The sequence below is a fragment of the Jeotgalibacillus soli genome (assembly GCF_000829435.1).
Lineage (GTDB): Bacteria > Bacillota > Bacilli > Bacillales > Jeotgalibacillaceae > Jeotgalibacillus > Jeotgalibacillus soli.
This window is the reverse complement of record NZ_JXRP01000019.1, coordinates 476,852-500,502: the sequence shown is the minus strand read 5'-3', so window position 1 is coordinate 500,502 and position 23,651 is coordinate 476,852. Positions and strand designations below refer to the sequence as shown.

Genomic DNA, 23,651 nt, shown 5'->3' with positions numbered 1-23,651 from the left:
AATAATTTATAAGCTATAATATAAAAATGAATGACTGTTCATATTTTTAGGAGGCTCACATAATGAGGGTAGCTTATATTCAGGATATTGAAAAATGGGAAAAAGAATTTATTTACTATCATGAAGTGTCGGTAAGATTTTCAGAAACAGATCTATTTGGCCACTTAAATAACACCGTTACGTTTGTCTATTTTGAACAAGCGAGAATTGAATTTTTTAAAGCCATTGGATTTATGCAGGAATGGGTTCGCCCAGAGCATGAAACGATTCCGGTGGTTGCGAATTTACAATGTGATTATCTGCAGCAGGTATACTTTGACCAGAAGCTTAAAGTATATGTAAAAATGGCGTCTGTAGGGAAATCCTCGGCAGATGTTCACTACAAAGCTGTAAACGAAAAAGGGGCAACCGTATTTGTCGGCCGTGGAACAGTGGTGCAAATGTCCAAAAAAACAGGAAAGGGACACGCATGGACTGAAGAACAAAAAGCGCGGTTAATCACGTCTGATATTCAACATACATAATGTAGAATTTATAACTAGTAATGCACTCCTTGCACTCCATACACATAAAATGGAATAAGCCGTTCCAGTGGAGTTATGTGAGGAGGGTCATGGAGCATGAATAGGCAACATCACGGAAGGTCGTCAATTTTGACGAAGCGGGAAAGAGAAGTTTTCACTCTGTTGCTACAGGATAAAACGACGAAAGACATTGCTGGTGAGCTTTTTATTAGCGAAAAAACAGTGCGTAACCATATTTCCAATGCGATACAGAAGCTAGGAGTAAAAGGGAGATCGCAAGCGATTGTTGAGCTTTTACGAATGGGTGAACTCTCACTGTAAGGTTAGTGAAAAGGGGATTTCCCCCTTTTCATGGCTATACATATGCTCAATTTCAGAAAAAGATTCTTGATATTTTTTTGAAAAAGGGCGACAATGCAAATAGAATGAATACGTGAGGAGTGTCGAAAGCTGATGGAAACGAAGGGAACGCGTGAGCTTCACCCGGCAGGAGTAATGGCAGACATCGAAAAAGATCTCCGCTATATTTCTGGTATCATTAAACAAAAGGGCCGCGAGATATTAAGTCAATATACGATTACCCCTCCACAGTTTATTGCACTGCAATGGCTTTTTGAAGTGGGAGATATGACCATAGGAGAGCTATCAAATAAAATGTATTTAGCATGCAGTACGACAACAGATCTTGTTGATCGTATGGAGAAAAATGAACTTGTCATGAGGGTGAAGGATGAAAACGATCGACGCGTTGTCAGAATTCATCTTTTACAAGAAGGCGAGCGTATTATTGAAGATGTAATCAAAAAGCGTCAGCATTATTTACAAGAGGTATTGATGGATTCCACAGAAGAAGAAGTGAGGTCGCTGTCAAACCATTTACGTAAGCTGCATAATGAAATGAAATCAGAGTGAGGTAAGTTTCCTTGGATAAAGCAATTGGTGTAATGGACTCTGGGATTGGCGGACTGACAGTCGCAAAAGAAATCATGCGTCAGCTCCCGAATGAAAGAATCGTCTATGTTGGCGATACGGCACGCTGTCCGTACGGACCAAGACCCAGTCAAGAAGTAAAAGAATTCACATGGGAAATGGCAAAGTTTTTATACCATCACGATCTTAAAATGCTGATTATTGCCTGTAATACTGCGACAGCCGTAGCATTAGAGGAAATTCAAGAAGCATTTGATATTCCTGTGATTGGTGTCATTGCTCCAGGTGCAAGAGCGGCTATTAAACACACAAAAAATGATCATATCGGAATTCTAGGTACGATTGGAACAGTGAGAAGTAAAGCTTACGAGCATTCACTTCACGATCTTAGACCAACGATTGAAACGTATCCGCTTGCTTGCCCAAAATTTGTGCCGCTTGTAGAGAGTGGAGAGCATGCCGGCTCCATGGCAAAAAAAATTGTCGCTGAAACACTACAACCGCTAAAATCAAAACACTTAGATACCCTAATATTAGGCTGTACACATTATCCGCTGCTGCAGCCCCTTATCGAGCAATTCATGGGACCATCTGTAAGTGTGATCAGCTCTGGTGATGAGACAGCACGTGAAGTAAGTGCAATTTTAGCCTATCGGAATGATCTCAATGGGCATAATGTAGAACCGCGCCATCATTTTTATACGACTGGTTCAACGACTATTTTTGGACGAGTTGCAAAAGAATGGCTTAAAAATGATAAGCTTCGTGTTGAAATGATTCGTTTGCCGAGGGGATAAAACCTCGGCTTTTTCATTTGCATTTTTACAAAGTTGATTCTATCCTTTAACGTTTCATAACAGGCTGAGTTTGTTATACTGGTGAAGACGGAAAGGAATAACATTTATCGTATTAATGGGCTGAAGAGGATTACAAGGAGGACAATAGGTATGAGAATAGATGAAAGATCGGTGGCGGACCTTCGCCCAATGACAATAGATACAGATTATTTAATGCACCCGGAAGGTTCGGTATTAATCTCTGTCGGAAATACGAAAGTAATTTGTACAGCAAGTATCGACGAGCGTGTTCCTCCATTTATGAGAGGGCAGGGGAAGGGCTGGATCACAGCGGAATATTCGATGCTTCCAAGAGCAACAGGACAGCGTAATATTCGTGAATCCTCTAAAGGAAAGATTGCCGGACGCACAATGGAAATACAGCGTCTGATCGGGCGTGCTCTTCGATCTGTTGTTAATTTGGATGCACTTGGTGAACGCACGGTCTGGATTGATTGTGACGTCATTCAAGCGGATGGCGGCACCCGGACAGCCTCCATCACAGGTGCGTTTGTCGCAATGACACTGGCCATTGCAAAGCTTGCAGAAGAAAAATCTCTTCCCTTGTTTCCTGTTAAAGACTACTTAGCTGCCATCAGTGTAGGGATGGTGGAAGAGCATGGAGTTGTGCTTGATTTAAACTATGCAGAAGACAGCGCAGCACTTGTTGATATGAATATGGTGATGACAGGAGCAGGAGAATTTGTTGAGCTTCAAGGCACAGGAGAAGAAGCAACATTTACTCATCAGCAGCTGCTTGATATGATTGCTGTTTCAGATCAGGGTCTTAAATCAATCATGAAGGCACAAAAGGAAGCTCTTGGAGAAATAGCTCGTAAGCTTCCTGCGCTAGGCGAGGTGAATCCTATATGAATACGGTCCTAATCGCAACGGCCAATAAAGGGAAAGCGCGTGAATTTGAGACGCTTTTTACGCCATTAGGCTATCAGATTAAGACATTGCTTGATTATCCGGACGCGATTGATGTAGAGGAAACAGGCACGACATTTGAAGAAAATGCAGTCCTGAAGGCGGAGACCATTTCTAAGCAGTATAACGTGATGACCATTGCAGACGACAGCGGTTTAATCGTTGATGCACTGAACGGTGAGCCTGGGGTCTATTCTGCCCGCTACGCAGGGGAAGAAAAAGACGATGAAGCCAATATTGATAAGGTGCTTGAAAAGCTCAAGGATGTGCCTAAAGACAAACGAACGGCGCATTTTCACTGTACGCTTGCTGTCGCAAGACCCGGTGATAAAACCATTACCGTCACTGGACAATGTGAAGGTACGATTACAAAGGAAAGAATCGGTACGAACGGCTTTGGCTACGACCCGATTTTTTGGGTGGAGGATAAAAAGCGTACGCTGGCACAGCTAGATCAAGATGAAAAAAATGAAATCAGTCACCGAGGAAATGCGATAAAATTACTTGCTATAATGCTTCCAACTCTTGTGAAATGAGGTGTAACGATGAAAATTCTTGTTATAAGCGATAACCATAGTGATCGCAGCCGAATCATGAATGTAAAAAAGCATTACGAGGGTAAGGTAGATGCGATGTTTCACTGCGGTGATTCAGAGCTTCCGTATGATTCTGTAGAAATGAAGGATTTTATCAAGGTTCGAGGGAACTGTGATGGAGATCATACCTATCTTACTGAACATATCGAGAAGATGGATGATGATACTACGGTCTTTATCACCCATGGTCATTTATACGGCATTAAAGAATCACTGCAGCGCATCCATTATAAGGCGAAGGAAGTAGAAGCGAACCTCATCTTCTTCGGGCACTCGCACCAGCTCGGAGCTGAAGTGATTGACGGATGCCTCTACGTCAATCCTGGAAGCATCCTGCTGCCAAGAGACAGAAACGAATCCTCCTATGCAATTGTTGAGAAAAACGGTCAAGACGTATCCGTTGTATTTCTAAAAGAGGATCACGAAGAGATAACCTCATGGAGCGGCAAGCTCTGAAGAAAAAAGAGGCGTAAAACAATGTGCGCCTCTTTTTTATAAAAAAATGTTGACTTTATGATGCTTTATTCATATAATAATAATTGTCCTAAAGCAAATACATACAATGTCCCAGTAGCTCAGCTGGATAGAGCAACGCCCTTCTAAGGCGTCGGTCGGGAGTTCGAATCTCTCCTGGGACGCTAACGAAAGAAAAGGCGGATATATCACGGTTCTAACGATTAGAAATAATCTAATCATTAGTGTCCGAGGCATATCGGCTTTTTTTGTTGTTTTCTGGAGCCGCAGGACAGCTCTTTGACCGTTTTTTGTAAATATGGCTTCATTTCGGGTGCCTTCATTTACAATTATAATGTCGTAAGGTCATAATATGACAAGAGCGTTTCTCTTTACATGAAGGCATGGAGAGGTGCTGAATACTATAAATAAGAGTAACGCTACTGTAGATGCTTGATAGCAGTAGGAGATGTTCATGGAAAAATTGTACGTATGAATTGGAGACAATCAATCCATGTAAAGAGTTTGTTAAGAAGCTAATATCCCTCAGGAGGGAGCACGTCACTTGAATATAAAACTAAATCAAAAAATCATTAAAGAACTGTGCGGTACAGTCTCCTTCAATAGAGGAGCCGCTTTTAACCGCGCGAATAAAATAACATTTGAAAATTACAGTTCCGATCGTTGTGAAGCAAGGGTTGCAGGAATGGAGGATTCCCATGTCATCATTGAAAAGGATGCGGGCGGAGGGTTTCACACGAAATGCAGCTGCCCTAAGCTAGCTTCCTTTCAAAAGGATTGTCAGCATATCGCAGCGGTTTTACTGTCGATTTACGAACATCAGCGTCAAGGAACAATTCCTATTGAGGCAATGGAAATGGAACGTCAATCTGGCTCTTCAACCAATCTCGAGCTGACAAAAGGCTTATTGACGCTTTTCAATGATCAGCCAATACGATCAAGCGGCCATCAGCTTCACTTTGAAAATAGACAGCTGCTTGATCCAGCGTTTACGTTAAAACCGGTCAACATAGGCAAGGATACGTTTATATTCGGTATAGAAGTTGCAATAGGTAAGACTAAAGTGCTAAGTATCCGGGATTTTTTGGAGCAAGTGAGAGAAGGCAAGCCGAGCTTGCTTTCCGTTTCATTGACGTACGACCCAAGCCTTCACTGCTTTGATAAAGAAACAGATGCTGTTATTCAGCAGCTTATCCAAGTAATCCATGATGAAAAAGTGTATGTTGACGCACTACCGGACAAATCTGAAGAACCAATTAGCAATCACATGTTACTCATCCCGCCATCTTCTTGGAAACCACTGATTCCTTTACTTACAAAAGCACCATTGGTGAATCTGGAGTACAACGGGATTACGTATGACGGTCTTCATTTTTCGGACGAACTGATTCCTTTACAGTTTAACTTTGGAGAGGCTGAGGGCAAGGGCTATCAACTGAAGATCAAAGGCTTGAATCATCTGATTGTACTGAACACATATCGGTCTGTTTTATCTGGAGGGAAATTAATTCAGTTGAAACATGAGGATTTCAAACGTCTGTCTGACTTAAAACAGATGTTAGATGCTTCAGAAACGAACCAAATTCCGATTTCTCACGAGCAACTCGATTTTTTCCTGGAAAAAGTAGTTCCAGGTTTGAAAAAATTAGGAGATGTCCAACTATCTGGTGCTGTTGTGGAGCAGTTTGTGAAGACGCCGTTGATCGCCAAGCTATACTTGGATCGTGTGAAAGATCGCCTGCTTGCTGGTCTGGAGTTTCACTATGAAAATATGGTGATTAATCCATTGGAAGGTAGAGAACTCTGGGCAGGATCAAAAGTGATAAGGGATGCGGAGAAGGAGAACGAAATCCTGCAGCTGATGGAGGATAGCTCGTTTGCCAAGACGGACGGGGGATATTTTTTTCATAATGAACAGCTTGAGTATGAGTTCTTGTATCATGTCCTGCCGAAGCTTCAAACGATTGTACAGATCTATGCAACTACGGCAGTGAGAAACCGGATTTTTAGAGGCAATGCTCATCCGCAGGTTAGGGTGAGGGTTAAAAAAGAACGGACCAACTGGCTGGAATTCAAATTTGAAATGGACGGCATTCCTGAAAAACAGATACGGGAGGTTCTTTTGGCACTAGAGGAAAAAAGGAAGTATTATCGTTTGCGGAACGGTTCACTCCTCTCGCTGGAGACAAAGGAATTTGAAGAGATTCATCGTTTTCTGAATGCACTTCCGGTTCAAAATGAAGATCTGGAAAGCGGCTTGAATTTACCAATCGTCCAGGGGCTTCGGCTTCTTGATTCTGTTGATGATCGCAGTGCATTCACGTTAGAGGAATCGTTCCGTCAGTTCTTGGAAAATATCCGTAATCCGGACAGTCTGAAATTCGAGGTGCCGAAAAGCTTAGGGCTGATATTGCGAGACTATCAAAAAAGCGGATACAAATGGATGAAAACACTTGCCGGCTATGGCTTTGGAGGGATTCTCGCAGATGATATGGGACTGGGAAAAACGCTGCAAAGCATCACGTTCATTCTATCAGAGCTTCCTGACATCCGAAAAAAAAAGCTCCCGGTCCTGATTGTTTGCCCGTCATCTTTGACGTATAACTGGCTTAGTGAAATCACCAAATTTGCACCTGATATACAAGCCATTGTCGTTGATGGAAATAAAACAGAGAGGTTCAAGATACAGAAGGATTTAACGGATATAGATGTTGTCATTACCTCCTATCCGTTAGTACGCAGCGACATAAAGTGGTTTGAGAAACAAGCCTTTCACACGGTGTTTTTTGATGAGGCACAGGCATTTAAAAATCCGATAACCCAAACAGCAAGAGCGGTGAAAAGGATATCGGCCAATTATCGCTTCGCCCTCACTGGTACACCAGTGGAGAATTCACTAGAGGAGCTGTGGTCCATTTTTCATGTTGTCTTTCCTGAACTATTCCTGGGGTTAAAAGAGTACAGTAACCTCTCAAGGAAAACGATAGCCCGAAGGATCCGTCCGTTTTTGCTTCGCAGGATGAAAGAGGATGTACTATCAGAGCTTCCTGAAAAAATCGAATCGCTGGAATCAATGGAGCTGCTTCCAGATCAAAAGAAGCTTTACGCTGCCTATTTGGCGAAGCTGAGGCACGACACGCTGAAGCATCTGGACAAGGATACACTCCGGAAAAATCGCATCAAAATTCTGGCTGGTTTGACACGGTTGCGTCAGATTTGTAGTCACCCAGCCTTGTTTGTGGACGGATACAAAGGAAGCTCGGCAAAATATGAACAGCTGATGCAGATTGTAGAGGAATCAAAGGTTTCCGGAAGAAGGGTGTTGATTTTTTCACAGTTTACGAAAATGCTTAAGCTCATCAGTCGAGATCTAGCGATTCAAGGGTTGCCTTTTTTCTATCTTGATGGACAAACCCCATCTGAAGAACGAGTGGAAATCTGCAATCGATTTAATGCAGGCCAACGTGATTTATTTCTCATTTCCTTGAAAGCAGGCGGTACAGGCCTCAATCTGACAGGTGCTGATACCGTTATCCTCTATGACACATGGTGGAATCCTGCAGTCGAGGAACAAGCAGCCGACCGTGCCCATCGTATGGGTCAGACAAATGTTGTACAGGTGATTAAGCTCGTTGCCAGCGGCACAATCGAAGAAAAAATGAATGAACTGCAAGAAAAGAAGAGACATCTGATTGAAGAAATCATCGATTCTGAGAAGAAAGCGTCATCTGCTCTTACTGAAGAGGATATTCGGGAAATATTGATGATATAGAAGGTGTTAGAAGCATTTTGAACTAATTTGTTGAAAAAGTAACGCTTCTAAACGGTAAATTGGAGGGTGCGTTTGTATTATAAGGTTTGCAAAATTTTACTGTTTGATCTTATAATACGAAGCACTTGTCAGCACGCTTTAGTTGAAGTAATCGGGGAAGAATATGTCGTTTTAAAACTAGTACCTATTACCATTATTAGGTTTATTTTGATACAATAGTTAGAAAGAGAGGTTGATAGTTGATGGAAGAAAATAATAAAATAATAAAATAAGAACAGAAATTTTACTAAGCGTGAATGAGTTATCTGATCAACAACTGAATGAACGCGTTATCATCGAACCTGGACAATTATTCAAGTTTTGCATCATCTATATTTAATGAAGCGTGTAATTACACATTCTATTTCACAGCAATTAGCAAAGGAAGATAGCGTTGCTGCTGAGTAACAACCTATCCATTTAACAACGGATCGCATGACCAAGGTTGAGGCTCATCTTATGTAATTCCTTCCGAAGAGTTTATGACGCCCGAAGAAATAAAGGGAAAAATTCAACAATCTCGGAAAGAATTCACAAAAGTGGTTGAAGCCGAGGAGAATCACTTTTTAACAAAAAAATCATTTAAGCACCCAAATTTCGGATCTATAAGCTTAAAACAATAGGTTCCTTATGATTAAAATTGGTGTGCTGAAATTAAGATAACCTTACTCCTCTGAATTTTAACGGTTTCATAGATTTATCGCTTTATTTTAATCGTTAAAGGATTAAAGCAATCTTAATTGTTCCTTTTTCATCTATAAGCATATAACATTATGGAGTGAAAAAAAGAAAATATTGTAAAAAATGAAATGTGTAATTTGAACTGTGTAAACCGGATTAAATAGCAATTGAGTATCTGAAGAATAAGAGATCTTGTCTAATACAGCAAGAATCCTTATCCATCAGCAAAAACATCTTCAATTATTATAAAAGCAACCTTTAAAGAATTTTCATTTCTTTGCTTTCACTATTTTATGTATCAAACATTCCATATTTATTACATAAATATAATTTTTTGTAACAATAGCACAAATTTTGTCGAAAGCCTTCACTATTTATTTAAAATTTTGCATAATATAAATAGAGCAAAATAATAAGATAGGGGAGAAGTATCTTGAATGAGGTGGAAGAATTAATACGGTTGATCGAACTGAAAAAAAATAAACTTTCACAGATAGCAAAAAAAGGTGGCTTAACAAATCAAACTACCGTTCAATGCAGTCAAGAGCTAGACATTCTCTTAAATACTCATCAAAAAATAGATCAGAATATAAAACAAAAAAATAGTTAGCATGAATGAAATGCCCCTGATGATGAAGGGGCTATTCGTGTTCTGACTATTATGTGAACAGAAAAATTTTTTTTCTGTTTATGGAAATTAAATATACTGGTTTCTCTACCAAAAATGCCTGTTTGATTATGTAATGAAAGAACTTCAACATTTGCAGCTTCGTCATTTATATCAAATACCATTTTGCCGCTAGACACTGATCCAGAACTTACTTCCTATAAGAAGAAGGTGTTTTGAATCATGCTATCTTCACCTTGTTTTGCACTTATATCGGGCATTGGATGAGACTCAAATGTTGGTTCACCGTGTATCATTTCATGAAGCTGCTAAATAACCGTGTTTGCCTTATTTTAATAGTTTTGAAAAAGTTACATCAATAACAAAGAACGTTTCAGTTACCGTCTCGGCTGGAACACATCATCCAACCAAAGTAGCAGTAGTTACTTTATCAACACTTCTCCATATGCTGCAATAACCCCTCCAAGTAAAATTAATCCTATTAACCTTATATACTTGAATTTTATAACTTATTATCGATTTTTCCTTCTAAACGTTAGTAAAAATAGTTTGTTGCGAGACAGTGAAATCATCTCCTCAATATTGGAGAAGAGCTCCAGTTAATGTGGTTGTGATGAATTCATTCTCCTCCTTGTTCGCGTGAATATAAAATATTTAATATTCCTGACGTTACGTTTTAGTGGCAGGACGAAAGCAGTGCATTTGCAAGAAAAGGATAAAGCACGCTTTTTGTTGAAGTAGTCATACAACATGTAAACAAACGAGTTAAGCGAGGAGAAATGATGACGATTCGTATTGAGTTTATTCAAAATAAAGATATGCCTTTTTTATGGGATATGCTGTATGAAATGATTTATATGCCAAAGGATAAACCATTGAAAGAGGAGTTACTTTCAAGACCTGAAATCAGAAACCTTCTTGATGGGTGGGGAAGACAAGGGGACAAAGGCTTTGTGGCTTTTAATGAGCTTAATCAGCCGGTTGGTGCAGCCTGGTATCGATTATTTGATGAACAAAATAAAGGCTATGGGTTTATCGATCATAAGATCCCAGAATTGGATATTGCACTTCTTCAGCACTATACGGGTCTTGGAATCGGAACAATGCTGCTTGAGAAGCTGCTAGATCAAGCAAGCACAGATGGGTATAACGCCATTTCCTTAAGTGTAGACCCTGAGAATAAAGCAATGAATCTCTATAAAAAATTTGGCTTTGTGAAGGTTGGAGAGTCTGGCACTTCATGGACGATGAAGCTGGATTTATAAAGTAATAGATAAAAAACTCAAGATAAAATTGAAATTGATCATCTTATGAAAACATAAGTCTGGAGTGATTCTTATGGTTAACTATCCATTTTTACAAAAAGGAGCATTAATCGGTGTTACGGCACCTTCATCGGGAATATCAACAAAATTGCATGATCTGTTAAAGCAAACCTGTGATCGTATGGAAGAAAAAGGATACCTCGTTGATTGCGGTGAGACAGTTTGGACGTAGTATAAAGCAAAATCAGCACCTGCAAAAAAACGTGCAGAAGAGTTTAATATCATGATGCAGGACGATCAAATTGAACTCATTGTTCCTCCTTGGGGTGGAGAGATCTTAATAGAAATGCTTGAATATGTTGATTTTGAAAATCTAAAAAACAAATAGGTTTTAGGATACTCTGATATAAGTCTTTTGTTATTAGCTATTACGCTAAAAAACCGGTATTGCGACTGCTCATGGAACGAATCTTATCGATTTACGAGGGAAATATTAAGATAATACGACGTGGATGTGGGAGCATATCTTATCCGCTAAAGCTGGCAAATCGATTCTTCAACATTCATCCTCCGGCTATCAGAAGGAGTGGCAGCATAACAATCCTTCGCCACGGTGGAGGCTTGTCAATAAAGGATTAAGTTGAGGTTATTATTAAAGAAGCAATAAACAAAATTTATCCAGTTATGATAAACAAAGTCGAGCAAATTACAAATGAAATGTTTCGGTTCAGTGATCATGTAAATGATTTTTTTGTGCGTATAATTAATTACAAAACGTACGAAGAACAACTAGAGGAAGTAAGCTGGACAAAATATTTGTTCGAACAGGGGCCCCTGTAGTTTTTTCTTCAAGGAATAAAATGATTGAAAAAGCGATGTTTGAACAGGAAAAACTAATTGTATTATATAAGGCTGCTCCAGGAATTCTTTTTTAAGTCTTATTGAGCTAACGGGTGTGCAGTGAAAATACAATTTATTTAATGAAGGGTTGCCTAAGGAGCCTTTTTTCACGAAAGCTTAGTTTGAGTGTGAAAGGAGCTGTGTAACATGAAAATTCTTAGCACGGAAAGGCTTATTTTAAGAGAATTCAATGAAGAGGATGCTCGTTCACTTCATCCTGTCTTTTCTGACGAAGAAACGATGAAGTTTTACCCAGCCCCCTTGAACTTCGAGCAAACGAAAGAGTGGATTAAAAGAAATCAAGACAGATATAAGAAAAATGGGTTTGGGCTCTGGGCTGTTTGTTTAAAGGAAAAAGGTGAGCTAATTGGTGACTGCGGTCTTATTAAACAGGTAATAGATGATACTCAAGAAGTTGAAGTCGGCTATCACATTAATAGAGACTATTGGTCGCAGGGGTTCGGATCTGAAACAGTCAGCGCTTGTATGCAATTTGGCTTTAATGAATGGAGCTTAAAAAAATTGATCAGCATTATTGATCCCCACAATGCTGCCTCAGTTCGTGTTGCAGAGAAAAATGGTTTTACAAAAGAAAAAGAAGTTTTTATTTTTAAGAAAAACCATTATATTTATTCGATAAAAAATAAATAGGCATTGATTGTACATGGCCGGGAAAAAGATAATAAGCGCAGGAGATTAATCTATTGCTCTCTCTATCGATATTCGTTACGATGAACAATGGGGATGAAAAATATAGAGAGAAGAGGAATACATATGATTAATCGCACCGTACTAGTTAAGTTTTCAGAAAGCACAACACAAGAACAACTGCAGGAAGTAGTTGATCGATTCAAGGCGTTGAAAAACCATCTTACAGGAATTGTGGATCTTCAAGCTGGTCTAAACGTAGCAGAAAAAAGTAAAGAGTATCAAATTGTACTAACCGTTCGATTTGAAGATCAGGCTGCACTTGACGCATATGTTGCGAATGAAGAGCATCAAGCGGTCGCTGCTTTTATTAGAGAAGTTGGACGTGTGGACAGCATTGGAGTAGACATAGAATTATAAATTTTCGTCATGAGCCTAACCGTATTGTTGGGCTTTTTTTAATAAATTATTAAATTAGAGTTCCAGAAATACAGTCGTTACGGTTGTGAATGAATTTTCAATTGATAAAAGAAAATGTCTTCAAAATGTACATGAGAGGAAAGATTTATGGATTATTTAGAATTGCTTCAAAATCGAATATACTCTTTAACGTCTGCGACTCGCATAATAGAAATTACCAAATGATTTTCAAGTGATAGAAAGTATATTGTATTTTTAAACAATAACGAAAAGGTTCTGCTGCGGAGCATGAAAGAAAGAAAATGGAGTTTCAAATACTCCAAGAAATGCAAAAGTGTAAAGTTCGCTCTCCGTAGCCAATGGAAATTGGGGCGGTAAAGGAATTGGCTCTATGTTATAGTATTTTTTCTTTTATTGAAGGAGAAGATGCAAAAACGCTAATGCCGGAATGGACAAAAGAGGTACAATATATGATTGGGCTAGAAGCAGGAAAAGATCATGCCAGAATGCATTTGTACCAGGCACCAAAAATAATTAAACCCTGGTATGAGCGAGCACTAAAAAAACACGAACAATATGTAAAAGCATACCAAACCTGCGAAGTGAAAATTAGCAGTAATGATAAAATTTTTCAATTTATCGATGGAAATTTAGGGATTATAAAAAATCGTCCAAATCAATTGCAGCACGATGATTTCCACCTGGAAAATATCATCGTGAAGGATAAGCGATATAATGGAGTCATTGATTTTAATGGTTATGATTGGGGGGATCCAAATCATGATATTGTTAAGATCGCTCTGTTTAGAAGAGAGATCAGTATTCCTTTTTCGATTGGACAAATAATTGGGTATTTCAATCAAAAAATCCCGGAAGATTTTTGGAGGCTTTATGCGATTTATGTGGCAATGACTTTATTTTTTTCCATTGTTTGGTCAATAAAAGCAGGCATCAGTGTTGCAGATGAAATGATGGAACGCTTGCATGTTGTTCTGGAAGATCACAAGAATTTTGAGCTAGAAAAACCTGGTTTCGGATTATATGAGGTGAAAAAATGGTCTGTGGTTAAAAAAGAGATGGACCAATATAGTAAAAAAAGAATTTTTATGGAAACTCATGTGTAGAACTATGATTTAAGCAGAAATGATTTGGAGATGATCTTTTCATATGAACTTGGAAAAGGAGCGATGATATGATGGGGGAATTGGTATAGCAGATCATAATCATTTCATCAGGCCACTATTAATTTTCCTATAAGTGGAATCACGAAAACCGGTAAATTTTTTATAGAAGGAGTTTTTAGCATTGATTGAAAAGAACATTTACGAACAGTCTCTTTCTTTTGGTATTCTCCTCGTAAATTATAAGGGCAGGATACTATATACTAATGACTATTTTGAAAAGATGCTAAACCTTTCTGCGAAACAAATCAAAGAAAAAATGATCCAGCACATCATTCCTAAAAGCAACATTATTAAAGTAATAAAAGAAGGAAATGCAGACATTACGACATATGGTAATTCTCAATATGCTAATTTAATAGAATTTCCAATTAAACTAAGTAAACTAGGAATTATTATTAAGTTTCCGAATGATTTTCTGCAAAGTTTTATTGTTAAATCCCCTGCTATGTCGAATTTAAAGAAAGAAATAGAATCTATTATGAATTTAACAGGAGAACTGGTTACCATTACAGAATCTGATGGATTGATATTAAGAGTAAGCAGTAATTGTGAACGTATCATGGGATTAAAAGAACATGAATTTGTCGGGAAATCAGCATTTCAATTAGAAAAAAAAGGTGTTATCAACTTTTCTTCGACTAGAAAAGTAATTGATACAAAGCAGCCTATCCGGCTTGAACAAGTGACGCAATCAGGAAGGAAATTACTTGTTGATGGCCACCCGATCTTTAATGAAGACGGAACATTAAGCAAAGTAGTGAATATATCGAAGGATGTAACAGAGGTTGATGATTTAAAAAATAAGCTGGAGGAAGTGAAAAATACACTTCGCTATTATCAGCAGGAGCTTAATAAAGTACAAAAGAAAGCAAAGGACATTGTTGTAAAATCCAAGGCAATGGAAAAGGTATATGATCTAGTAAACAGGGTTGCAGATTTCGATGCGACAATTTTTATTCAAGGTGAAACAGGTGTAGGAAAAGAAGTGCTGGCGAGAACTATTCATCAGCTAAGCTCAAGGAAAAATGCCCCGTTTATTAAAGTGAACTGTGGAGCAATTCCTGAGAGCCTAATGGAATCAGAGTTTTTTGGTTACTCAAAGGGCACTTTTACCGGTGGAAGTAAAGAAGGGAAGAAAGGCCTGGTCGTTGCAGCGAACAAAGGCATGTTATTTCTGGATGAGATAGGAGAGCTGCCTCTTAATCTACAGGCTAAACTGCTTCAGGTTCTGCAAGAAAAGGAATTTACACCACTTGGCAATACAACACCAGTTAAAGTAGATGTTCGTTTTATAACGGCTACTAATCGAGATCTGGAGGAAATGGTAAGGGAAGGAACCTTTCGAGAGGATCTCTATTACCGTTTGTTTGTGATACCCATTACCATACCGCCATTAGCCGAAAGAAAACAAGATATCCCATTTTTAGTTGAACACTTTGTCGATTTTTATAATGAAAAATATAAGACAGCTAAAAGTATAGATAAAGACGTGGTTCAACTGTTTATGGATCATGAGTGGAAAGGCAATGTGCGGGAGCTTCAAAATACAATTGAGCGTCTTATTCTTACCGTACCGAATGAACAAATACAAATAAAACATCTTCCAGAAAAAATGATAAGAAATACAGAAGCCCCTACAACGTTAAATTTAAAGGATGCAATGAATCATTTTGAGAAGAAGATCATCTTGCAAACACTTAAAGAATCTAAAACTATGAAAGAAGTAAGTGAAAAGCTAGGTGTTGATTTATCTACTATCAGCAGGAAAATTAAGAAATATGAAATTGACTTTGCAAAAATGCAATAGGTATTGCAATTCTGCAATTAGTTTTCAGAATATATAGAATAATCGTTTGTTTAATTGAAAGCGTTTTTATAGACTTGCAATAATGCAAGTCTATTATTTTATTTATCTGATTTTTCCCATTTTTATTAGCGATTAAAGTTGGCACGCTTCTTGCATAATAAAAGGTATAGCAAAAGAGGAGGTATTTTTATGAAACTATTCGGAATAGATGTTGGCGGAACTTTTACAGATGTAATTTTAAGTGATACAGAGAGTGGTATAACTGAGATCCATAAAGTGCCTACATCACTTGAAGACCCTTCAGATGGTGTTGTTAGAGGGATATTGGAATTATGTGAACGTTATAATATCAATAAATCAGAAATTGATCACGTATTTCATGGGACAACGATAGCGACCAACGCCATTTTGGAGTATGATGGCGCGAAAACCGGGATGTTAACGACGAAAGGATACCGAGATATCATTCATATCGGACGGCATCAGCGTCCGGAAAATTACTCGATCATGCAAGAAATTCCATGGCAGGATCGTCCTTTAGTGCAGCGCAGAAATCGTCTTGCTGTGACGGAAAGAATGGGGCCGGCCAAGGACGAAATCATTACACCGCTTGATGAAGGAGAAGTAAGAAAGGCAGTTGCAACGTTAAAAGAAAACAAGGTTGAATCCATTATTGTCAACTTCTTATTCTCCTATATTAATCCGGGTCACGAGGAACGAGTGAAGGAAATTATTGAAGAAGAATATCCAGAAGCATTTGTAACGACTTCTTCAGGAGTATCGCCTCAATTTCGTGAGTTTGAACGGTTTACCACAGCTTCGATCAACGGATTTGTGGGACCAAAAGTGAAATATTATATTAATAATCTTGAAAAACGATTAAAAGACACGGGCATTTCCGCTGAACTACATATCATGCTGTCAAACGGGGGAGTGGCAACTCCAAAGACGGTATCAGAAAAACCTATCAATACCCTGTTATCCGGACCAGCTGCAGGTGTGCTTGGCGGTGCATGGGCAGGGGGATTATCGGATCGCAAAAAACTCATTACCTTTGATGTAGGAGGTACAAGTGCAGATATCGCGATAATAACAAACGATGGATATACAGAATCCTCTGCACGAGATACATCTATAGCCGGTTATCCAGTCATGGTGCCGATGATTGATATTCATACAATCGGTGCAGGCGGCGGAAGTATTGCTCATATTGATAAAGGTGGAGCATTTAAGGTTGGGCCTAGAAGTGCCGGCTCACGTCCGGGACCTGCATGTTATGGACATGGAGGGCAAAAACCAACAGTTAGTGATGCCAATATTGTACTGGGCAGAATTGATGAAAACAATTTTCTTGGTGGAGAAATGAAGATCTATCCAAATGCAGGATATAAAGTAATTGATGAATTAGCAGAAGAATTAAATTTGAGCAGAGAAAAGACAGCTGAAGGTGTTCTGCAAATTATGAATAACAATATGGCCAACGCCATTCGTGAAAAAACGATTCAAAAAGGAGAAGATCCACGGGAGTTTTCATTAGTGGCATTTGGTGGAGCAGGTCCGTTGCATGCTGTTGAAGTGGCACAAATTCTCAATATTCCAGAGGTTCTTGTTCCTAAATACCCAGGCATCAATTCCGCTACAGGCTTATTAACAACAGATTTAAAATACGATGTGATCAAAACAGCATTTCTAATGAGTACAAATCTAAAATTTGATAAGCTAAATGAAGACTTTTCTACTCTTGAAGAAAAATTAATTGCTCAGTTAAAAGAGGATGGGATTTCTGATGAGCTTATTCAAATCCATCGGAGTGCAGATTGCCGTTATGCAGGACAAGGGTACGAGCTTCGAGTCGATTTATCCTCCGGTGTATTAAATAATGAAAAGCTTCAAAAAACCTTTGATGAATTCCATGAAAATCACAAAAATGAGTATGGGCACCACTTTGAGGAAAGACCGATCGAGATCGTAAACATTCGGGTTACGGGCATTGGTGTAATGCCAAAAATTGAAAAACAAGCGAATGAGCCTGCGTATAGTCTCGAGGATGCATTAGTGAAGACGGGAGAAAGTATTTTTAATCTCGATGGGGAACTTCAAAATGTACCGACAAAATTCTATAAAAGAGACAAAATCCCTGTGGGTGTAGAGTTTAAAGGACCTGCAATCGTTCTCCAAAAGGATACGACAACAGTGATTCCGCCTAACTGTACTGCGCATATCGAAAAGTATGGAAATATGATTATAAAGGTTGGTGTGTAGGATGACGAACACAAATACTGATGTAATAAAAGCAGATCCGATTACCGTTCAAGTTATTCTAGGTGCATTAGAAAATGTGGCAATTGAAATGGGACATAAGCTGGCTAGAATGTCCTACTCCAGTATTATCCGTGAGTCGGAAGATTTTGGTTGTGCATTGGTTGATATTAATGGTCAGCAGCTTTGTGAGTCATCGCACAGTACCCCCCTTCAATCTGGACCGATTCCGGGTTATGTAAAAGGAATTCGAGAAATTATGGAAGAGCGGGGAGATACCTTCTTTCCAGGAGATATCATTATGCATAATTCTCCATACCATGGAGCCTCCCATGGACCAGATGTTGGTTTTTGTGTACCGGTCTTTCATGAAGATTCACTCATCGGTTTTTCAGTAACAACCGCACACCACCTCGATATTGGTGCTTCAACACCAGGAAGCTGTGGAATTGTCGATGCAGTTGATGCTTACGCAGAAGGTCTTCAATTTAAAGCAATTAAAGTTTATGAAAAAGGTGTTAAGAACAAATATATCTGGGATATGCTGCGTGACAATATTAGAGCAGCGGATATGGTTGTCGGGGATATGGAGGCGCAGATTGCAGCAGCAAAAATTGGTTCTAATCGCTATGTGGAAATTGTAGAAAAATATGGGTTAGAAACGATTCAAGCCGCTACTGATGAATTAATGAGGTACTCGGAAACGATGATGAGAAATGCCATTAAACAGCTTCCGGATGGTGAGTATGTGGCGGAAGGCTATTTGGATGGCTACCTGGATAGTGATGACAGTACACATAAAGATATAAAAATTGTCGTTACTGTAAAGGTTCAAGATAGTGATATCACTGTTGATTTAACTGGATCATCGCCACAAATTCCAGATAAACCAATAAATATGCCCTTAATCGGAACGGTTGACATCGCGATTTATTTAACACTGCGTTCGATACTTTTGGATTCAACCGAGTATGGTAATTTCCCGCAAAATTCTGGATTGGTGCGTCCAATCTCAATCATTTCGCCTGAAGGAGCAATTTGCAATCCGATTTTTCCCGCTCCAACCATTGCTCGTTTTTGTTCAGGGAACATTATTGCAGACACGTTAATGAAGGCCTTAGGTCAGGTAGTGCCTCATCAAATCAGTGCAGGAGTTGGAAACCTTCAAGTCGTTGCTTTTAGTGGTAAAAAGGGAAATGACTATTGGGTATACATGGATATTATGGAAGGGAGTTATGGCGGTCGCAGCGGAAAAGATGGAATGGATACAGTTGATACTCTCTATGCGAATACGAGAAATAACCCAATTGAAGACATTGAATCCCATTATCCGCTCAGAGTGAACCGATATGAATTAAGAGATAATGAAGCGGCCGCAGGTAAATGGCGCGGAGGAATTGGTTCTATCCGTGAAATCTCATTCCTGTCAGACGCAAGTGTCTCTGTAGAGGGAGACGGACATAAATTCAAGCCTTGGGGATTTGATGGCGGAAATGAAGGTTCAGTTGGAAGTCTTACAATTCGTGATGGCAAGAATAAAGAAGGACATAAGCTTCCTTCTAAATTACCAAATCGGCCAACTAAAACAGGGGATTCACTTCAATTGGTTGGACCTTGTGGCGGCGGATATGGGAATCCTCTTGAAAGAGATCCAGAGCAAGTATTATCGGATGTGCTTGATGGATATATTAATAAAGAAAAAGCTTTTGATGACTATGGAGTAATAATAACGGATTTAAATATGGTTGATCATGTAAAAACAAATAATCAACGAGTGCTTATGGCTAAATAATTTTATTACTAGTTTTGAATGTATTAATACAAAGGATGATTGGATGCAGACAATTTGTCAGATCAATAGTGAAAGAATGTATAACCGTATTATGCGCCTTGCTAAAATTGGGAAAGTTAATGATACAGGGGTTCAGCGAGTAGCTTTAAGTGAGGAAGATAAAGACGCGCAGGTGCTTGTAATAGAATGGATGAAAGAAGCGGGAATGATTGTTTCACATGATCACTTTGGGAATTTAATCGGACGGAAGGAGGGGAAATCCCCCTCTTTACCATCTGTAATGATTGGATCCCATATTGACTCTGTTCGTAATGGCGGCCGATTTGACGGGATCATCGGAGTTATCGGAGGACTGGAAATAGTACAATCCATATATGATGCCGATATCTCGCATGATCATCCTATTGAAGTGGTCGCATTTTGTGAAGAAGAAGGTTCCCGATTTTCAGATGGTCTCTTTGGAAGCAGAGGTATGGTCGGTAAAATTAAACGTGAACACTTAGGTTTAAAAGATGAGGATGGCATCTCTCGATATGATGCGTTAAAATCTTTTGGATTTGGCATTGATCCTGACCTTATTGAGCAGTCTGTCCGTAAGGCTGGTGATATTAAGATGTATTTGGAAATGCATATTGAACAAGGGCCATATTTAGATGCTAATGACTATCCGGTAGGAATTGTAAGCGGCATCGCTGGTCCATCATGGCTAAAAGTAAGATTGAAAGGTGAAGCGGGCCATGCAGGAACTGTGCCAATGAATTTACGCAGGGATCCACTCATAGGAACTGCAGAAGTAGTAATTGAAGTTGAAAGCCTATGTATGGCAGATCCCAACGCTCCTACAGTAGGAACAATTGGAAAAATGGCTGTTTTCCCCGGAGGAAATAATATTATTCCTGAATCTGTTGAGTTTACACTTGATATTAGGGACATTGAATTAGTGAGAAGGAACAACGTAATTCAAAAAATAGAAGAAAAAATTAAACATGTTTGTAAATCGAGAGGACTTGAGTATGAGATTGAAAGATTTGTAGACGAAAAACCTGTAAAATGTTCGGAAAATTTAGTTGATAGTTTGCGGGAAGCCGCTTCTAGTATAGGAATAGCGGCTCCGGTAATGGTCAGCGGAGCAGGGCATGATGCGATGCTATTAGCGAAGATAACAGATATAGGAATGGTATTTGTTCGATGCCGGGATGGAATAAGTCATCAGCCAAAAGAATGGGCAGAAATAGCTGATATCCTACTTGGCACTAAAGTGTTGTATAAAACAGTTTTAAAGTATTTATAGATCTTTTGTTGATTCACTAAAAATAATTTGAAAGTGAAAAGAGGTGAACACTAATATTAAATAATAGATAAAATCCATATGGGCCATTACCTCCAGGGTCTTCATGCTATCACATGTACATGAAAAAATTTTATCTCTCATCTAGAAAAATCTCTAAGTATTAATATTCTTCCTGGATTATCATCACAGTATCATTTATCTATTGGGAATCGAATTAAATACAGCCGCAAAGAAAAAAATAGAGATTGTAAGATGATTTTAATGAAATTTTGGATAGACTTAAATATTAGGAGGTAATGCATTTGAATAAGGATACAGGTAAAGGTATTAGTTTGACCGGGAAAGATATCATGCCTACATCAGAGAATGATAGAAAAGTTTCTACATTAGGCTTTTTAGTTTTGTGGATAGGCATAGCGGTCCAGCTAGTAACTTTTATTGCAGCGGCTCAGCTTTATCCTGCTCTATCGCCATTACAGATCGTTATTGCCTGTTTCCTGGGGAATTTAATTGTAGCTCTTCTTTTGACTATGTTAGGCGATATAGGGATTAAATACGGTATCCCTTACGCAGTTGTCATTAGAGCCTGCTTTGGATACTTAGGTGCACATATACCTGCTGTGATTCGTGCGATTCCAGCGATATTTTGGTTTGGTTTCCAAACCTGGATGGGTGCATATGCCTTAGATGTCATTATGGAAATGCTAATCGGCTATTCGAACCTAACATTATTAATCATTTTATTCGGGGCCTTACAAATTATTAATACGGCAATGGGGATAAAAGCCATAACAAATTTTGGATGGTTGGCAGCTCCCAGTATTTTAATAATTGGTTTGATCATGCAGGTGTTTATAATGCAGCAATACGAGTTAAGTATTAATGATATTTTTTCTAGGGGAGGAGAAGGCGGCATCTCTATGGGATACGCGATTGTAGTCATGATGGGTACTTATATTACAATGGCGTTAAATGCTCCTGATTTTACCCGGTTTTTAAAAATTAACAACGATAAAAATGAAACCAATTGGTGGAAAATGAACAAAGGGAGCTTTTTAGGACATACAGTAGGCTTAGTAGGGTCGATGCTACTATTTACGGTCATTGGGCTAACAAGTGGAGTAGCAACAGGGAACTGGAATCCTATTGATGTCCTAGTTCAAACAATGGGAGAGGATAATCCATTACTTTTATTTATTTGCCTAGCCTTTGTTATCTTAGCTCAATGGTCTACAAACATAAGTGCAAACCTTCTTCCTCCGGGATATATAATAGTCAATCTTTTTCCGCGTAAAATTACATTTGTGGCTGGTTCAATTACGGCAGGAGTTATTGGACTACTCATACAACCATGGAATTACGCTGAATATATCCCGGAAATTTTAATGTTTATTACAGCAACATTAGCACCAATAGTCGGTATTATGTTCTCAGATTACTATTTACTTAGAAAGCGCAGACTAAATATAGAAGAACTATATAAAGTGGATGGTCAATACAAATACTGGCATAATATAAATCCTGCTGCTGTTATTGCGTATATTCCTGCTGGGTTATCTGTGTTTCTGTCCCCAGACTATGGCTTTTTTTCAGCGTTAATAATTTCAATGGTACTGTATTACGTACTGATGAAATATTGGATTTGCAAAATATATAATCAGCCAGAAATTACAAATAAAGATTTTGTAATTGAAAATCAACAAATTAAAAAGGAAGTTTGATTTATTAAGAAACAATAGAAGATTTGGCAACTGTAATAGGATCTCTCTTGAAAGCACAGTCTAACAAAGTTCGTTTCGTAGAAATTATTAGAGTTCGAATTTGAAAGCCTGCTTAAAAGTTAATTTACCAAAAGAATTGACAAATCTGAGGAGGAATTTTTTATGAAAATTAAAGTAATTAATCCGAATACGACGTTGGAAATGACAGAGGGTATTGAGCATGCAGCTAAATCCGCAGCAAGGCCAGATACTCAAATCCTTGCAGTAAGCCCAAAAATGGGGCCGATTTCAATAGAATCCTATTATGATGAATATCTAAGTATACCAGGTGTTATTGAAGAGATCATAAAGGGAGAAAAAGAAGGGGTAGATGCTTACGTCATTGCATGTTATGGTGATCCGGGGCTGCAGGCTGCAAGAGAAGTAACGGATAAACCAGTTGTGGGTATTGCGGAAGCGTCTCTTTATTTAGCTTCAATGCTTGCCGCAAGATTTTCCGTTGTAACGGTTTTGCCAAGAATTAAAACAATGCTGGAGGAGCTTGTTGATTCATATGGAATGAGCAGACGAGTAGTAAACATCAGAACTACACCATTATCAGTTCTTGATTTTGAAAAAGATCCTGAAAGAGGAATGAAAATGTTGGAAGAAGAAGGAGAAAAAGCTGTTTCTGAAGATAATGCAGAGGCTATCTTGCTGGGATGTGCTGGCATGGCAGACTTTGCAGACAAGTTAGAAGAGAAGCTGGGAGTTCCTGTTATTGATGGTGTGGTAGCCGGAGTGAAATTTGCTGAATCTATTGTGGATTTAGGAAAGAAAACTAGCAAACTTAAAACTTATAAATACCCGGAGAAAAAAGAGTATACCGGTCTTTTGGATACATTTGGAGATCAAGCAGCAGTTAAGTAGATCTCTAACGAATACACACAAGAAGAGATTTAGAGAAAGAAAAGC

The 23,651-nt window shown here is 38.7% G+C and carries 19 protein-coding genes, 1 tRNA gene and 2 pseudogenes; all 22 read left to right on the top strand.

The window, feature by feature from the left end; all coding sequences use genetic code 11:
- Positions 1–62: 62 nt before the first annotated feature.
- The 22 genes and pseudogenes from KP78_RS16680 (at position 63) to KP78_RS16580 (ending at position 23,606) form a co-directional block, all read left to right on the top strand.
- The gene (locus KP78_RS16680) at positions 63–524 is read left to right on the top strand and encodes an acyl-CoA thioesterase (protein ID WP_041090544.1); all 462 of its coding nucleotides are present in this window, start codon (positions 63–65) and stop codon (positions 522–524) included.
- 96 nt (positions 525–620) lie between these two features.
- On the top strand, positions 621–845 hold the full coding sequence (locus KP78_RS16675; protein ID WP_041090542.1) for a helix-turn-helix domain-containing protein: 225 nt from the start codon (positions 621–623) through the stop codon (positions 843–845).
- A gap of 132 nt (positions 846–977) precedes the next feature.
- A complete protein-coding gene (locus tag KP78_RS16670; protein WP_041090540.1) occupies positions 978–1,436 on the top strand; it encodes a MarR family winged helix-turn-helix transcriptional regulator in 459 nt (152 codons plus the stop codon).
- Positions 1,437–1,447: 11 nt separating this feature from the next.
- On the top strand, positions 1,448–2,251 hold the full coding sequence (gene racE / locus KP78_RS16665; protein WP_041090539.1) for a glutamate racemase: 804 nt from the start codon (positions 1,448–1,450) through the stop codon (positions 2,249–2,251).
- A gap of 150 nt (positions 2,252–2,401) precedes the next feature.
- Positions 2,402–3,163, top strand: a complete 762-nt coding sequence (gene rph / locus KP78_RS16660) for a ribonuclease PH (protein ID WP_041090536.1) — start codon at positions 2,402–2,404, stop codon at positions 3,161–3,163.
- Positions 3,160–3,756 (top strand): XTP/dITP diphosphatase, encoded by a 597-nt coding sequence (locus KP78_RS16655; RefSeq protein ID WP_041090534.1) that lies wholly within the window; start codon positions 3,160–3,162, stop codon positions 3,754–3,756. Before rph ends, KP78_RS16655 begins: the two co-directional genes overlap by 4 nt.
- A 9-nt stretch (positions 3,757–3,765) precedes the next feature.
- Positions 3,766–4,272 (top strand): metallophosphoesterase, encoded by a 507-nt coding sequence (locus tag KP78_RS16650; protein ID WP_041090533.1) that lies wholly within the window; start codon positions 3,766–3,768, stop codon positions 4,270–4,272.
- Positions 4,273–4,380: 108 nt separating this feature from the next.
- A tRNA-Arg gene (locus KP78_RS16645) sits at positions 4,381–4,454 on the top strand.
- Positions 4,455–4,834: 380 nt separating this feature from the next.
- Positions 4,835–8,062, top strand: a complete 3,228-nt coding sequence (locus tag KP78_RS16640) for a DEAD/DEAH box helicase (RefSeq protein ID WP_041090531.1) — start codon at positions 4,835–4,837, stop codon at positions 8,060–8,062.
- A 1,162-nt stretch (positions 8,063–9,224) separates the two neighbouring features.
- Positions 9,225–9,392 carry an aspartyl-phosphate phosphatase Spo0E family protein gene (locus KP78_RS19455; protein ID WP_106388593.1) on the top strand — a complete coding sequence of 56 codons (168 nt, stop codon included), beginning with the start codon at positions 9,225–9,227 and terminating at the stop codon, positions 9,390–9,392.
- A gap of 800 nt (positions 9,393–10,192) precedes the next feature.
- Positions 10,193–10,675, top strand: a complete 483-nt coding sequence (locus KP78_RS16630) for a GNAT family N-acetyltransferase (protein WP_235420968.1) — start codon at positions 10,193–10,195, stop codon at positions 10,673–10,675.
- A gap of 73 nt (positions 10,676–10,748) precedes the next feature.
- A pseudogene (locus tag KP78_RS19450) lies at positions 10,749–11,286 on the top strand (LD-carboxypeptidase); the annotation flags it as partial.
- Between the two features lie 73 nt (positions 11,287–11,359).
- On the top strand, positions 11,360–11,515 hold the full coding sequence (locus tag KP78_RS20830; RefSeq protein ID WP_235420967.1) for a hypothetical protein: 156 nt from the start codon (positions 11,360–11,362) through the stop codon (positions 11,513–11,515).
- 207 nt (positions 11,516–11,722) lie between these two features.
- Positions 11,723–12,226 carry a GNAT family N-acetyltransferase gene (locus tag KP78_RS16620; protein ID WP_041090528.1) on the top strand — a complete coding sequence of 168 codons (504 nt, stop codon included), beginning with the start codon at positions 11,723–11,725 and terminating at the stop codon, positions 12,224–12,226.
- 123 nt (positions 12,227–12,349) lie between these two features.
- Positions 12,350–12,643: a Dabb family protein gene (locus KP78_RS16615; protein ID WP_041090526.1), complete on the top strand. Its 294-nt coding sequence runs from the start codon at positions 12,350–12,352 to the stop codon at positions 12,641–12,643.
- A 147-nt stretch (positions 12,644–12,790) separates the two neighbouring features.
- A pseudogene (locus tag KP78_RS16610) lies at positions 12,791–13,671 on the top strand (aminoglycoside phosphotransferase family protein); the annotation flags it as partial.
- A 277-nt stretch (positions 13,672–13,948) separates the two neighbouring features.
- On the top strand, positions 13,949–15,634 hold the full coding sequence (locus tag KP78_RS16605) for a sigma 54-interacting transcriptional regulator (RefSeq protein WP_052474899.1): 1,686 nt from the start codon (positions 13,949–13,951) through the stop codon (positions 15,632–15,634).
- A 189-nt stretch (positions 15,635–15,823) separates the two neighbouring features.
- On the top strand, positions 15,824–17,896 hold the full coding sequence (locus KP78_RS16600) for a hydantoinase/oxoprolinase family protein (protein WP_041090525.1): 2,073 nt from the start codon (positions 15,824–15,826) through the stop codon (positions 17,894–17,896).
- Between the two features lies 1 nt (position 17,897).
- A complete protein-coding gene (locus KP78_RS16595) occupies positions 17,898–19,685 on the top strand; it encodes a hydantoinase B/oxoprolinase family protein (protein ID WP_041090523.1) in 1,788 nt (595 codons plus the stop codon).
- 43 nt (positions 19,686–19,728) lie between these two features.
- Positions 19,729–20,976, top strand: a complete 1,248-nt coding sequence (locus KP78_RS16590) for a hydantoinase/carbamoylase family amidase (protein WP_041090521.1) — start codon at positions 19,729–19,731, stop codon at positions 20,974–20,976.
- Positions 20,977–21,278: 302 nt separating this feature from the next.
- Positions 21,279–22,697 carry an NCS1 family nucleobase:cation symporter gene (gene ncs1 / locus KP78_RS16585; RefSeq protein WP_052474898.1) on the top strand — a complete coding sequence of 473 codons (1,419 nt, stop codon included), beginning with the start codon at positions 21,279–21,281 and terminating at the stop codon, positions 22,695–22,697.
- A gap of 162 nt (positions 22,698–22,859) precedes the next feature.
- Entirely contained in the window at positions 22,860–23,606 is a 747-nt protein-coding gene (locus tag KP78_RS16580) for an aspartate/glutamate racemase family protein (RefSeq protein ID WP_041090519.1), read from the top strand.
- Positions 23,607–23,651: the final 45 nt, after the last annotated feature.